General features: G+C 72.9%; 13 protein-coding genes. 6 read left to right on the forward strand and 7 right to left on the reverse strand.

Translation table 11 applies throughout. The annotated features are described in order from the left end of the window. Positions 1-3: 3 nt before the first annotated feature. The 3 genes from ACLJQZ_RS39700 to ACLJQZ_RS39710 all read right to left on the reverse strand — a co-directional run bounded on the left by ACLJQZ_RS39700 (position 4) and on the right by ACLJQZ_RS39710 (position 4,219). The gene (locus tag ACLJQZ_RS39700) at positions 4-471 is read right to left on the reverse strand and encodes a sigma factor-like helix-turn-helix DNA-binding protein (RefSeq protein ID WP_410625816.1); all 468 of its coding nucleotides are present in this window, start codon (positions 469-471) and stop codon (positions 4-6) included. Next, on the reverse strand, positions 468-647 hold the full coding sequence (locus ACLJQZ_RS39705; RefSeq protein ID WP_410625818.1) for a hypothetical protein: 180 nt from the start codon (positions 645-647) through the stop codon (positions 468-470). The genes ACLJQZ_RS39700 and ACLJQZ_RS39705 overlap by 4 nt, the downstream gene beginning before the upstream one ends. 101 nt (positions 648-748) lie before the next feature. Next, complete coding sequence (locus ACLJQZ_RS39710; protein ID WP_410625820.1) at positions 749-4,219, reverse strand: ricin-type beta-trefoil lectin domain protein; 3,471 nt, start codon at positions 4,217-4,219, stop codon at positions 749-751. 289 nt (positions 4,220-4,508) lie between these two features. Between ACLJQZ_RS39710 and ACLJQZ_RS39715 the strand changes: the two genes are divergently transcribed. Genes ACLJQZ_RS39715 through ACLJQZ_RS39725 form a run of 3 tightly spaced genes read left to right on the forward strand, consistent with a single transcriptional unit; the run spans position 4,509 to position 6,900 of the window. Continuing rightward, positions 4,509-5,309: an alpha/beta fold hydrolase gene (locus ACLJQZ_RS39715; protein ID WP_410625822.1), complete on the forward strand. Its 801-nt coding sequence runs from the start codon at positions 4,509-4,511 to the stop codon at positions 5,307-5,309. Then, positions 5,309-6,544, forward strand: coding sequence for a PP2C family protein-serine/threonine phosphatase (locus tag ACLJQZ_RS39720; RefSeq protein WP_410625823.1), 1,236 nt, complete (start codon positions 5,309-5,311; stop codon positions 6,542-6,544). The genes ACLJQZ_RS39715 and ACLJQZ_RS39720 overlap by 1 nt, the downstream gene beginning before the upstream one ends. Further along, positions 6,541-6,900: an STAS domain-containing protein gene (locus ACLJQZ_RS39725; protein ID WP_410625825.1), complete on the forward strand. Its 360-nt coding sequence runs from the start codon at positions 6,541-6,543 to the stop codon at positions 6,898-6,900. The genes ACLJQZ_RS39720 and ACLJQZ_RS39725 overlap by 4 nt, the downstream gene beginning before the upstream one ends. Here the strand turns inward: ACLJQZ_RS39725 and ACLJQZ_RS39730 are convergent. Both ACLJQZ_RS39730 and ACLJQZ_RS39735 read right to left on the reverse strand, forming a co-directional pair. After that, positions 6,897-7,271, reverse strand: a complete 375-nt coding sequence (locus ACLJQZ_RS39730; protein ID WP_410625827.1) for a hypothetical protein — start codon at positions 7,269-7,271, stop codon at positions 6,897-6,899. The genes ACLJQZ_RS39725 and ACLJQZ_RS39730 overlap by 4 nt on opposite strands. Further along, positions 7,268-8,221, reverse strand: a complete 954-nt coding sequence (locus ACLJQZ_RS39735; protein ID WP_410625829.1) for an alpha/beta hydrolase — start codon at positions 8,219-8,221, stop codon at positions 7,268-7,270. The genes ACLJQZ_RS39730 and ACLJQZ_RS39735 overlap by 4 nt, the downstream gene beginning before the upstream one ends. A gap of 77 nt (positions 8,222-8,298) precedes the next feature. Between ACLJQZ_RS39735 and ACLJQZ_RS39740 the strand changes: the two genes are divergently transcribed. From ACLJQZ_RS39740 to ACLJQZ_RS39750, 3 genes are all read left to right on the forward strand, one after another. Continuing rightward, entirely contained in the window at positions 8,299-8,865 is a 567-nt protein-coding gene (locus ACLJQZ_RS39740; protein ID WP_410625831.1) for a TetR/AcrR family transcriptional regulator, read from the forward strand. A 221-nt stretch (positions 8,866-9,086) separates the two neighbouring features. Further along, entirely contained in the window at positions 9,087-9,527 is a 441-nt protein-coding gene (locus ACLJQZ_RS39745; protein ID WP_410625833.1) for an endo alpha-1,4 polygalactosaminidase, read from the forward strand. Positions 9,528-9,692: 165 nt separating this feature from the next. Then, positions 9,693-11,186: a serine hydrolase domain-containing protein gene (locus tag ACLJQZ_RS39750; protein WP_410625835.1), complete on the forward strand. Its 1,494-nt coding sequence runs from the start codon at positions 9,693-9,695 to the stop codon at positions 11,184-11,186. Between the two features lie 6 nt (positions 11,187-11,192). On the opposite strand, the gene ACLJQZ_RS39755 is transcribed toward ACLJQZ_RS39750, so the two are convergent. Further along, positions 11,193-12,407, reverse strand: a complete 1,215-nt coding sequence (locus ACLJQZ_RS39755) for a cytochrome P450 family protein (protein ID WP_410625837.1) — start codon at positions 12,405-12,407, stop codon at positions 11,193-11,195. Positions 12,408-12,452: 45 nt separating this feature from the next. Continuing rightward, a complete protein-coding gene (locus ACLJQZ_RS39760; protein WP_410625839.1) occupies positions 12,453-13,466 on the reverse strand; it encodes an ABC transporter substrate-binding protein in 1,014 nt (337 codons plus the stop codon). Between the last annotated feature and the right edge of the window lie 209 nt (positions 13,467-13,675).

The following is a 13,675-nucleotide window of genomic DNA, read 5'->3' on the forward strand; positions in this document are numbered from 1 at the left end:
TTCTCACTCCGGGAGCGTCGCGCTCGAGGTCACGGTCCGCAGCGCGGCCCGCAGCAGCCGGGCGATCTGCGGCGGCGTCCAGCCCGTGCGCGTGGCGAGTTCGGCGGTCGTGAGGCGGTCGACGGCGGTGGACCACAGTGCGAACCGCTGACGCGGCGGCAGCTGCGTGACCTCGTCGAGCAGGACGGCGTCGCGCAGGGCCGCGTCCAGCGTGGCGCGCTCGATCCGCGGCGCCAGGTCCGCCCGCAGCGCCACCAGCACGCGGGCCCGCACCTGCCGCTCGGCGGCCGCGTCCCGGCACCGCCGGTCCACTTCCGGGGCCGCGGCCAGCACGCGGCGGCACAACGCGGTGCTCGTGCGCTGGGACCGCCCGGTCTGCTTCGCGACGCGGTAGACCAGCGTCAGCATCCGCCCGGGAAGATCGGTTTCGGCGGACTGCCAGGTGAGCACCGGCCGCGTGCCGGTCGTCATCCGTCCACCTCGGCGCCGGTCCGGCCGGCCGGATCGCCGGGCAGGTGGCTCAGCAGCCAGACGAGCTCGGCGGCGTCGATCAGCCCGGCGTCGGCCGCGCGGATCCAGGCGCCGGCGGCCCGGCGGGTGAACTCTCGCGTGAGGAGGGGTCTGGTCGCGTGCTGAACGCTGTTCATCAGCTGCTCCCGATCGGCGAGTGGTGCATGTTCGGCCACCGGGGTCCGGGGGTGCCGCGACTTGGTGGGATTCTAACCCGCGCCGGTCGCCGCCGCAGTGGTCAGGACCCCAAACCGAACCGTTGCGCGGCGGAGGAGTTGCAGTCGTAGATCCGCAGCCGGTCACCGGCCTTCCCGGCGTTGTCCGGGTCGTCGAGGCACCGCCCGGAGCCGACGTTGCGCAGCGCCCCGCCCGCGCCCGCGACCCACTGCTGCGCGGCGCTTCCGTTGCAGTCCCACAGCTGGACCGGTGTCGTGTTCGCGGTGCCGGCGTTGACGACGTCGAGGCACTTCCCCAGCGTCCGCAGCGACGCGTCGCCCGGCGCGGACCACCGCTGCGCGTCGGTGCCGTTGCAGCCGTAGAGCTGCACCGCGCTGCCCGACGCGGGGTAGGCGTCGACGACGTCGGCGCACAGCCCGGCCGGCCCGGTGACCGGTGCCGGCGGGAAGCGCCAGGCCTGGTCGGTGGTGTCGGCGCAGTCGGCCAGGCGCATCCCGTCGCCCGCTGTCGTGGCGGCCAGGCACCGGCCGGCGTTCAGCAGCTTGCCCGCCGTGGTCAGGCTCCACGCCTGCGCGGCCGTCCCGTTGCAGGTGTAGAGCTGGACCGGCGTGCCGGCGGCCGTCGAGCCGCCGGCGACGTCGAGGCACTTGCCGAGCACACGCACCGTGCCACCGCCGCTCGGCGGGGTGAGCTGCTGGCCCGCCGAGTGGTCGCAGGCGGCCAGCTCCAGCGGCGTGCCGTCGGCCGACGCGCCGCCGTGGACGGCGAGGCAGAGCCCGCCGCGGCCGGTCACCTGGCCCGCCGCCGGGTTGTCGGCGGCGGTGCCGGTCAAGGTGACGGTGTGCCGGGCGTTCGACGGCAGGCTCGCCGTCGTCACGGTGACCGTGCGGGAGTGCGCGTTGTACGCCCACGCCGTCTCGGGCAGCCGCTGCCCGTCGACCGAAACCGCCGTCGGCGCCGCCGTGTTGGCCAGCCGCAGGGTGTAGGCCTTGGCCGGGGAGGTGCCGGAGGCCGCGTCGACCGTCAGCGTCTTCGCGGCGTCCTGCCAGCCGAACCGGGTGGTCGACGACGCTCCGGCGCCTTCGCCGGAGTCCTCGTACAGCGAGAAGGTCCCGTCGGCGCCCGCCGTCACGTCCAGGGTGAGCTGGTCGAGCGGCGCGGCCGCGTTGTCGGTGTAGTTCGTGCGCAGCGGCACCACACCACCCGCCTTGACGAGCACCGGCATCTCCGACAGCGGCTTGGTGATCGTCGCCGTCGACGGTCCCGTGTAGACGGTCCCGGTGAAGTAGTCGGTCCAGGTACCGGGCGGGATCCACGCCGAGACCGAGCCGCTCGCGGTGGTGATCGGCGCGACGAGGACGTTGTCGCCGTACAGGTATTCCTGCGGGTGGGTGTAGGCCGCGTCCTGGTCCGGGTAGTTGAGGTAGAGCGGCCGGGTGATCGGCACGCCGGTCTGGTTCGCCTGCTTGGCGAGGGTGTAGGTGTAGGGCACCAGCGATTCGCGCAGCCGCAGGAACTTCTCCGCGCTGTCGCCCGCCGCGCCGGGGTAGTCCCACGGCAGCCGGTCGCCGTGGTCGGAGTGCAGCCGGTCGATCGGCTGGAACGCGCCCAGCTGCAGCCACCGCGCGTAGAGGTCGTCGGGCAGGTGCCCGCCGTGGAAGCTGCCGATGTCGTGGCTGACGTTGCTGAGCCCGGCGGCCGCCTCGTCCGGCGTGAAGCGGGCTTCGTAGGCGAGCATGTCCCAGCTCATCGGGGTGTCGCCGGTGAACTGGAGGGTGTTGCGGCGCTCCGACCACGGCCCGAGCGGGTAGCTGCTGTGGATGCCGCCCTGTTCGGCGCCGCCGATGCGGCCGAAGGAGAAGCCCCGCAGGCCCTGCGCCGCCGCGTGGTCGGCGTAGGCCTGGTTGATGAAGTTGTCCGGCGCGACGCCGGTGTCCGACGCGGTCGACCGGCCGCAGCCGGAGCAGTAGTCCAGCCACCACGTCCGGACGCCCTGGGCGTCGAACGGCTTGTGCAGGTCGAAGTAGGAGCGCAGGTGCGCCGGGTTCGACCAGTCCCACACGTAGTTGGAGCCGTCGGCGATCAGGCCGCCCGCTGTCGCGTTCGCCGTCGCGAAGCGCGGGTCGTTGCCCGCGATGGACGTGTGGATGTTGAGCGAGACGGCGAGACCCTGCTGCTTCGTCCAGTTCAGGAACCCTTGCGGGTCCGGGAAGAGCGCCGTGTTCCAGTTCCAGCCGTTCCACTGCGACGGCGACTTCCAGTCGGTGTCGACGACCAGCCAGTCGATCGGGGTGAAGCTCGAGCGGAACTTCGGCAGCAGCGAGGTGCGGTAGTCGTTGTCGGAGTAGGCGAAGTAGCGGGAGAACCAGACGCCGTAGGCGGACCGGGGCAGCAGCGCCGTGCCGCCGGTGAGGGCGTTGAGGTCGCCCAGGCCCTGCTTGAAGTCCTTGCCGTAGCCGAAGAAGTAGCCGTCCTGGTAGGGCTGCGCGCCGTGCGACACCCGGTCCGTGACGGTGCGGTCGGCGTTGAGGACCGCCGAGCGCGTGTCGTCGAGCAGGTACCAGCCGTCGCGGTCGAGCAGGCCCGGGTGCTGCGGTGTCGGGACGGCCTCCGGGTTGTCCAGCGAGCGGTCCCAGCCGCCGAGCACGGACTTGGGGCCGGCGCCGTAGGCCGTGGTGAGCAGCGAGGTGTCGGCGGCGGGGTAGGCCGCGGTGGCCGTCGTGACGGCGAGGCTGTCGAGGTTGACGTTGCCCGAGTCGCCGGACTTGCGGTCGATCCGGACGGCGTTCGTCCCGGCGTTCAGCGGGACCGTCACCGACGCGGTCGCCCAGGTGTTCCACGACGACGTCGCCGGCAGCGACAGCTTCGGCCCGGGCGCGCCGTTGACCGTGGTGGACAGCGTGCGCGTGGTGGTCTGGCCGTCGCCGCCTTGGGCGTTCGCGTAGCGGACGGTGAGCCGGTACTGCCCGGCCGACGGCACCGCCGAGACGTCCTGGGCGAGCGACGCCCCGGCCGAGGTGAAGCCGGCGAGGAAGCCCGAGCCGGTGTTGCCGGTGTGGTCGTAGGCGGTCGCCGCCGACCCGCCCGGCACGCCGTTTTCGGCCTCGCAGGCCGTGGCGAAGGCGCAGTAGGACGGGAACAGGGGAGCGGCGGTCACGTTCGTCGTCGTGAGCAGCACCGACGTGTTGTCGCGGGTGAACGGCCCGCTGTTCTGCCGGTACCGCAGGGTCAGGCCCGCGGTCTTGATCTCGCGGACGCCGCCGGTCACCGTGGTCGAGTAGGCCGGAGCGGGGAAGGACCGGTTGACGGCGTTGAACGTGGTCAGGTCCTGGAACCGGTCGTCGCCCGCGTATTCGAGCCGGATCAGCGTCGGTGTCAGCACCTCGAACCGCGCGTGCCCGTCCTGGACGACGGCCTGGTCCACCTGCGCGGGTCTCAGGTCCTGGGCGGCGGCGACGCCGGTGACCGTGGCGACGCCCGTCACGACGGCGACCAGGGTGTGGATCAGCTTCAGCGACGGTGATCGGAACACGCGCACTCCCTTGTCCACGCAGACCTGCTGATCCACTGTCAACGTTGTCCACCGGACATGTCAGCCGCCGAATGCAGCAGAACCGGCCGAAGCGTCCGCAATGGACGGACCACGGCGGCGCGCTGGTCCGGTGCGGTGAACTCTTTCGGGTACCGGCGGTTCGCCCGGGCCCGCGCCGGGTAAGCCGGGGGCGAGACGGTCTTCGCCGGTCAAGCAGCCGGCCGGTGAAGACCGTCTCGGCCGGGTACCGGAAACCCGCCGGGCGGCGTTCGCCTGGCAGGATGACCCGATGGACGTGCGCAACAGGAACAACGTGGTCGTGACGGGCCCCGCCGACGGCCCCGTGGTGCTGCTCGCCCACGGTTTCGGCTGCGACCAGAACCTCTGGCGGCTCGTCGCCCCCGCGCTGGCCGAGCGCTTCCGCGTGGTGCTGTTCGACCACGTCGGCGCGGGGCGGTCGGACCTCTCGGCGTGGTCGGCGCAGCGGTACGCCGGCCTCGACGCCTACGCCGAGGACATCCTCGAGATCTGTGCCGAGCTGGACCTGCGCGACGTGGTGCTCGTCGGGCACTCGGTGTCGGCGATGATCGCCGTGCTGGCCGTGAACCGCGCGCCGGAGCGGTTCGCGAAGCTGGTGCTGCTCACGCCGTCGCCGTGCTACCTCGACGACGGCGACTACCGCGGCGGGTTCAGCCGGGCGGACATCGACGAGCTGCTGGAGTCCCTCGACGCCAACTACCTGGGCTGGTCGGCGGCCATGGCCCCGGTGATCATGGGCAACCCGGACCGGCCCGAGCTCGGCGGCGAGCTGACGGACAGCTTCTGCCGCACCGACCCGGTGATCGCGCGGGTGTTCGCCCGGGCCACGTTCCTCTCCGACAACCGCGCCGACCTGCCGGGCGTCACGGTGCCCACGCTGGTCGTCCAGACCGCCCAGGACGCCATCGCCCCGCCGGCGGTCGGCGCGTTCGTCCACGACCGGATCGCCGGCAGCGCACTGGTGACGCTGGACGCGATCGGGCACTGCCCGCAGCTGAGCGCGCCCGAGGCGACCACCGACGCGATCCGGGCGTTCGCAGGCACGCCGTGATGTGCGAGGCCGGGGACGTCGGGGATACCGACGGCAGCGAGGACACGGTCGGGGCCGCGTTCGGCGCCCTGCTCGAGGACAGCGCCGAGGACCTCTACGAGCACGCCCCGTGCGGCTACCTCTCGACGTTGATGGACGGCACCATCGCGAAGATCAACACCACCCTGCTCGGCTGGCTGGGCCACGGGCGCGCCGACCTGGTCGGGCGGCGCCGCTTCGTCGACCTGCTGACCGTCGGCGGCCGGATCTACCACGAGACGCACATAGCGCCGATGCTCGCGATGCACGGCGAGCTCGGCGGCCTGGCGCTGGAGCTGCGGACCGCCGGCGGGGGCCGGCTCCCGGTGCTCGTCACCTCGAGGGTGAAGAAGGGCGCCGACGGCACCGCCCAGCTGATCCGCAGCACGATCTTCGACGCCCGCGACCGCCGCGCCTACGAAGAGGAGCTGCTGCGCGCCCGCCGGCAGGCCGACGAGGAACGCGACCGGGCGCGGGAGCTCGCGAGGATCCTGCAGCGCACCCTGCTCCCGTCCGCGCTCCCCGCCGTCCCCGGCATGGACGTGGCGGCGTACTACCACCCCGCTTCGGCCGACGAGGTCGGCGGCGACTTCTACGACCTGTTCCCGCTCGCCGGCGGCACCTGGGGGTTCTTCCTCGGCGACGTCTCCGGCAAAGGTGCCGTCGCGGCCGCGGTGACGTCGCTGGCCCGCTACACGCTGCGGGCCGCCGCCGTCTACAACCCGGATCCCGTCAGCGTGCTCGCCAACCTCAACACGGTGCTGAACCAGGAGTTCCACGGCGCCGACCCGCGGTACTGCACCGCCATCTACGGCGCGCTCACCCCCGAGCCCGGCGGCTACGGGATCACCCTGGCCAGCGGCGGCCACCCGCCGGCGATCCTGGTCCGCGCCGACGGCACCACCGAGTTCCTCGACACCCCGGGCGGCATGCTCGTCGGCGCGGTGCCCGACGCGCGGTTCACCAAGATCGGCCTGCACCTGGTCCCCGGCGACACGCTGCTGCTCTACAGCGACGGCCTCACCGAAGCCCGCACCGCGTCCGGCCGGGACCGCTACAGCGAAGAGCAGCTGCTGGAGTTCCTCACCACGCGCGCGCCGACGACGGCTCCGGCGCTGATCGCGGCGCTGACGGCCCTGCTCACCGGCTTCGGCGACGGCGTCGAGGACGACACCGCCCTGCTGGCCCTGAGCATCCCCGCCCGGACCCGGCCGTGACCGCCGGCTTCACCACCGCCACCCGCCGCTCCGCCACGGGGACCGTGCTCGAGTTCGCCGGCGAGCTGGACGCCGCCACCTCGCCCGGCGCACTGGCCGCGATCCAGGCCCTCACGCTGAACCGCGGCGAGCACCTGGTCGTCGACCTGTCGGCGTTGACGTTCTGCGACTCCAGCGGCATTTCCGCCCTCCTGGCCGCCCGCAACCTGGCCCTCGCCGCCGACGCCGGGATCGCGCTGGTCGCCGTGCCCGGCCAGCTGCAGCGCAGCCTGCGGCTCATCGGCCTGGCGGGCTTCTTCCCGGCCCACCCCACCCTCGCCGACGCCGACGCCGCTTGGGCCGTCGCACGGCGTTAGCGCGTGTCCGACAACGCCGTGTTGGCCGCTCCGGTCGCCGTGTCGGCGCTTCCGGTCGTTGTGTTGGCCGTTCCGGTCGCCGTGTCGGCGCTTCCGGTGACCGTGTTGGCCGTTCGTGAACGGCCGAGCGCCTGCCGACGGCCACCGCACTGCCCGGAGTGGCCAATACGGCGACCGGAGTGGCCAACACGCTGCCCGGAGTGGCCAACACGGCGACCGGAGTGGCCAACACGGGCTCCGGGCACCGCTTTTCGCGCCTTCGCCACGTGGTCGGCCGGCAGGCGAGTGGTGTACGGGACGACCGTCGCGAGGACGGTGAGCCCGAGACCGGCGTACAGCGCGGCGATCGCCTCGCGCTCGGTGCGGGTCATCGGTCCGCTCCCGCGCCGAGGGAGGTGCGGAGGAACTCGAGGATCTCCGCCCGCGCGGCCCCGGCCTGCGGCGCCACGCCCGGCATGCTGAGGAACGCGTGCCCGGCGCCGGGGTATTCGCTGAGCCGCACGGAAGTCCCGGCCGCGCGCAGCCGTCCGGCGTAACGGCGGCCGTGGTCGGCCACCGGATCGTGGGTCGGCACCACCACGAGCGCCGGCGCCAGCCCGTCGAGATCCTCGGCGTACAGCGGGGAAACCGCGCGGGCGTCGGTGCCCGGCGGCACGGCGAGCCGCTGGAACAGCCGCAGCTGCCCGGTGGTGAGCGTCGGGCTGTCGCCGTACTCGGTGGCCGACGGGTAGTCGAGCATCGTGCCGGTCGCGTCGACCGCGGGGTTGACCAGCACCTGCGCCCGCAGCGGCAGACCGGCGTCCGTGGCCCGGATCGCGGCCAGCGCGCAGATCAAGGCGCCGCAGCTCTCGCCGAAGACGGCGGTCCGCGCCGGGTCGACACCCCACTGCCCGGCGTGGTCCAGCAGGTGCCGCAACGCGTCCCAGCCGTCGTCGACGGCCGCCGCCAGCGGGGTGCCGGCGTCGAGGAGCCGGTGCTCGACCGAGACGACGACCGCGGGCAGCCGGGCGGCGACGTGGCTGGTGACCCAGTCACACTGCGCCGCCGTGCCCACGAAACCGCCGCCGTGCACGTGGAGCACGAGCGGCAGGACGTCGTTCCCGGTGGCCGGCCGGTGCACCCGGACCGGCAGGTCGCGGCCGGGCAACGCCAGCTCCCGCCACGCGATCGCGGCGCCGGGATCCGGCTCCCCGGTGATCACCCGCGCCGCCGCGGACGCCCGGACGCGGTTCTCCGCCTCGCGGTAGCCGACCAGCTCCTCGTCGGTGATGGCCGACCAGTCCGGCTCGGGCGGCCGCTGGGCCGTGGTGGTTTCGCTCATGCGCTTCTCCTCGCTTCGCCAATTACGCTACCTCAGGTATCGATACCAAGGGTAGCGAAAACCGGTATCGTGCGGCCATGAGTTCCGCCCGGCCCCCCGGCCGCCCCCGCACCGGCGTCAACGAGGTGGTCTTCGCGGCCACCTTGAGCACGGTCCACGCCCTCGGCTACGCGGCGGCCACGGTGGAGCGCATCGCCACCGCGGCCGGCGTCGCCAAGACGACGATCTACCGCCGCTGGCCGTCGAAGGGCGAGCTGATCGTGGACTGCCTCCTGGACGCGTTCGGCCCGCTGCCCCTGACGGGCGCGAGCCGGGTGGAGCTGATGGCGTCGTCGATCCGCTGGATAGCGGCGAAGATCGCCGAGCCCGGGGTGGGCGACGCGTTCGCGGGCGTGTTCAGCGACGCCGTCAGCGATCCGGCCCTGCGCGAGATCCTGGTCGCCCGCCTGCAGGACCCGTACCGCGAAGCGCTCCAGGACGCCCTCGGCGAGCCGGAGAACCGGGTCCTGTTCTTCATCGACGTGGTCGTCGGCACCCTGCTCCACCGCGTGGGCATGACCGGCGAACCCATGGCGGACAACGACGTGGCGGCCCTGCTGGAGATGGTCCTGCCCCACTTCACCGACGGCGTCAGTCCTCAGTAGACAGTCGCCGCCGTGGAGAGCCGGGGGACACGTCGGCGCGGTACGGTTCGGCCGATCCGACCCGGTGACCACGGAGTCCACCGGTGCCACACGTAGCGAAGCGCCGTCTCGGATGTCTGGTGGTGCTGCTGTTCACCGCGGCCGCGGGGTGTTCGCAGCCGCCGCAGGACACCGGGGGCGGTGGCGTGAGCAGTGTCACCGAAACACCCGGACGAGTGGTCTTGCCTCCGCGCGCGGCCGGCTTCGACTACCGGATCGGCGGGCCTTGTCCGCCCGCCGCCGAGGGCGACTTGGACGCCGGCCTTCTGCTCCGGAACGGCGGCCGGCTCGACGAGTGCGCGGCCAAGGGGTACCGCGCTGTCGAGCTCGACAACTACGACAGCTACTCCCGCTCCGAAGGTCTTCTGTCCACTGCGGACGCCGAAGAGTTCATGCGGCTGTTGTCCGCGCACGCCCACGCCGCCGGTCTCGCCGTCGGGCAGAAGAACGCGTCGGAGCCGGCGAGCCGGAAAAAAGCGACCGGCGTCGATTTCGCCGTGGCCGAAGAATGCGGTGAACAGGACAACTGCGCCGAATTCACCGAACAGTTCGGCGACGACGTCCTGGTCATCGAATACACCGGTGAAGGTCTCGCCTCGGCGTGCGCGAAATGGGGCGGGTAGCTGAGCATCGTCCTCCGGGACCGGAACGTCGTCACGCCGGCGGCGCGGACTACGTGCGCAAGACCTGCTGAGGCCGTCGACGGTCGTGGTCACCGGGACCGGCGGATGATCACCTTCCGGACGGGCCTCGACTAGGGCATCCTTGGCGGCCTGACGAGGAGGATCATGCTCGACGATGTGATGACGGCGCTCGACACCGTCCTGCCGCGGCTGGCGGCGGTCACCGGCACGCCCGGGGTCGCCGTCGCGGTGGCGACGAGCAGCGAGCTGCGCACGGCCGCGACCGGGTTCGCGGACCTGGCCGCGGGCGCGCCGATGACCGCCGAGACCGTGGCGCCGGCGGGGTCGCTCACCAAGCCCGTCACGGGACTGGCCCTCATGCAGCTGGTCGAGGCGGGCGCGGTCGGCCTGGACACGCCGATCGACGCGCTGCTGCCCGCGGGGCTGCGCGGTCCCGGCGCGGCGCCCGTCACCACGGCCATGCTGGCCGCCCACCAGGGCGGCTACTACAACGACATCGTCACGGCCACGGCGTTCGAGGCGCCGGCCGAGCCGGTCCTCGACTACGTCCGCCGTCGCCACGAAGCCGGGCGCGCCGTCGAGTACGGCGGGGCGTTGCCGCTGGTGACGACGCCGGGTCCCTACTCGTACTCCAGCTTCGGCGTCGGCGTGCTGGGCGGCGCGCTCGAGCACCTGACCGGTGACGCCTACGGCGCGCGCGTCCACCGGGACGTCTTCGCCCCGGCGGGGATGACCGGCACGAGCATCGACGACGGCACGCGGAACCCGTGGGCGACCGGCGCGCCGGGCCGGAGCACCGACCGGGCGACGGGGTACATGGCCTTCGGCGACTGGTGCGTGCCGAGCCCGCCGCTGCGCACCTCGGCCTACCCGGGCGTCGGGATGCACACCAGCGCCGCGGACGCCGGGCGGCTGCTGCAGTCCTTGCTGCGCACCGCCCGCGGCGACCGCGGTCTCGTCCGGCCGGAGTCGCTCGCGGTCATGGTGACGCCGCGGGTCGCCCGCCCCAGCCACGGCGCCCCCTCGTTCTCCGGCCTGACGCTCGAGCTCGCCGACCCGGAGCTGGGCGACGACTGGTGGTGGGGCCACACCGCGGCGTTCCCGTGGGGCTTCTGGTGGGAGGCGCGGGTCTGGCCGCACCGCGACCTCGCCGCCGTCGCGGTCGGCACCCGGTGGGACATGGCCCGGTTCCACAACCCTGCCACCCGCAGTGCCCCGGGCCTGGCCGTCGAGTGGGCCGGCCGCTGGGCCGTGTCCGGGGTCCCTGCGAGCTTCCCGGACGCGGACGCGCGCCCCCGCTGGACCGGACCCCGCCCCACGCCGGAAACCTCGCGCTGGATGGGGGTGCTGGCCGGGGAACGCACCCACGGCCTGCTCGGCGTCACCGACCCGCTGCCGGCCGCGACGCTGACCGCGATGACCAAGGGGGCGCGCAGCCTCGGCGAGGCCGTCCCCGACGGCTGGGACCCGGACGCGTTCACGCGCGGGGTGGCGCAGGCGCGCGCGGTCGCCCCCGATCCGGACGCGCTCGGCGCACTGGGCCGGGACCTCGGGCCCGCCGCGGCGCTGTGGATGCTCGAGTGCGGGGCGTCGAGCGCCGAGGTGACGATGCCGGTCGGCTTCTACGCGCGGGCGTAGCGACGATCAGCGCAGCCGGACGTCCAGGTTGACGCGGTGGCGGCCGCGCGGTAGCGGCACCCACGCCGGCTCGGTCACCGGGGACACCTCGGGAAAGCGGGCGAACAGCGTGCTCAGCGCGACCTCGGCCTCCAGCTTCGCCAGCGCGACGCCGAGGCAGAAGTGCGGCCCCCAGCCGAACCCGACGCTGCCCGCGCGGCCGCCGTAGAGGGCCTGCCACCGCACGTCGGTGTCGTGGGGGTGGGCGAACTGCGCGGGATCGCGGTTGGCCGCCCCGAGCACCGCCTGCACCGCGTCACCCGCGCTGATCCGCACGCCGCCGACCTCGAGGTCGGTCGCGGCGTAGCGCAGCCGGGCGAGCTGCACCGGCCCGTCGGTGCGCACCAGCTCGCGCACCGCGGCCGGCCAGAGCTCGGGCTCGGCGCGCAGCAGCTCCCGCTGGGCGGGGTCGCGCATCAGGGCGAGCGCCGCGTTGGACAGCATGTGCGCCATGGTTTCGTGCCCGGCGAGCACGAGGAACACCAGGACGGCCACGGCGTCGACGTCGGTCAGGTCGTCCTTGGCGACGACCTGGCTGATCAGGTCGTCGCGCGGCTCGGCGCGGCGCCGGTCCACCAGGGCGTGGCAGAAAGCGAACATCTCGCCCAGCGTCGGCGTGATCTGCGCCGGATCGCCGCCGACCAGCACCTTGCCCCAGCGCCACCAGTCCGCCCAGTCGGCTTCGGGGACCCCGACCAGTTCGCAGACCACGGCCATGGCCAGCGGGTAGGCGTACTCGTCGAGCAGGTTCACCGTCTCCGCCGCGGCGAAGCCGTCGAGCAGCTCGTCGACGATCTCCTGCACCCGGGGCCGCAGCGTGGCGACCTGAGCCGCGCCGAAGGCGTGGCTGATGCTACGGCGCAGCCGGGTGTGCTCGGCACCGTCCAGGCTGAGCAGGCTCGCCCGCAGGTAGGGCAGGTGTTCCGGGGGCGTGCCCAGCGCGAGGAACGCCTGCTCCTGCGTCTGGGCGCCCGCCCCCGGCAAGCCGGTGGGATCGTTGCGCACGGCCGGGTCGGAGAGCACGGCGCGGACGTCGTCGCTCCGGGTGACCAGCCAGCCCTCCTCGCCGCCCGGCAGCCGGGCCCAGCAGACCGGTGACTCGGCGAGGATGCGGTCGTAGCCGGACACGGGGTCACCGAGGATGGCCGGATCGCGCAGGTCCACAACGGGTTCGGGCGGCACCCGGCCATCCTGCCACGAAGATCGCCCCGGGCGGAGCGGCCCGCGTCACTTGCCCGGCTGCGGCCCGAGCATCGTGTTCACGTCGATCGGCGACGGGATGGCGCCGAGCTGCAGCAGCAGGTCCGGCACCCGCTGCAGCCGCCGTGAGTCCAGGCTCGACCCGTAGCCCGGCAAGGTGAGCAGCTTGGCCGTGTCCTCGTCGATCTTGGCGAACCGCACCAGCAGCGGCTCGACCTTGGCGCGGTCGTTGGTGGCCTCGTGGGTGGCCTTCTGCATCGCCCGCTGGAACGCGGCCAGCGTCTTCGGGTTCTCCCGCACCCACTTCTTCGTCGCGCCGAAGCCGGTCAGCGGGAAGTCCTGGGTCGCGCCGGTGTTGATGTCGATCACCGGGATCGCGCCGGCCGTCTTGGCGGCCTGCGTGATGTAGGGCTCCGGCAGGTACGCGGCGTCGGCCTCGCCCCGTTGCAACGCCGCCGCGATGTTCGGCAGCGGGATCAGCACCCATTTCACCTTGCCGAAGTCCACGCCGTGGTCCTGCATCACCGACCGGGTGAGCAGATCCGACGCGGTGTTCTTGGCCGTGATGGCGATCTTGCTGCCGGCCAGGTCGAAGATCGTTTTCACCGGCGAATTCGGCACCGTGACGATCGCGTTGGTCTTCGCGTTGACCGACGTGGCGTCGGCGACCAGTTCCATGTCGGCGGCGCCGGTGCTCTTCGCGATGAAGAACGGCGGGTAGGTCGAGAACGCGATGTCGGCTTCACCCGAGATCGCCTTCGTCAGCGAGGCCTGCCCGCTGGCGGCGACCACGGACTGGACGTCGAGGCCCTCGTCCTTGAAGTAGCCGCTGTCCTGGGCCAGCCAGAACGGCCCGAGGTCCGTGGTGGGCAGGATCGAGACCTTCAGCGTCGTCTTCTCCAGGCCGGTGCCCGCGGAGGCTTTCGAATCGGTCGAACCGAGTGCACCGCAACCGGTGACGAGCGTGACGACGGTGGCGGCCGCGAGGGCGAGGGTGGCGCGAAGAGCGCGATCCCGGCTGCTCCTGGCGATTCCAAACAAGACCTGCTCCTTGACGGAGATGATGGTTGATGTGCTTCTTCCAAAGAAGTCGGGTGAATAATTCCCGGAGTCAGGCAGGTGACTGTAGGGACCTGCGAACCGCGTGGCAATGCGTTGGTGTGCCCCGAAACCGGGATTTCACCAGAATGGCGGTGCGTATTCTTGATCGACGATCATGAATTGATCTTCGCCGAGCACGGCGTAATTCT

It is taken from the genome of Amycolatopsis sp. cmx-8-4 (assembly GCF_046548675.1).
Taxonomy (GTDB): Bacteria; Actinomycetota; Actinomycetes; order Mycobacteriales; family Pseudonocardiaceae; genus Amycolatopsis.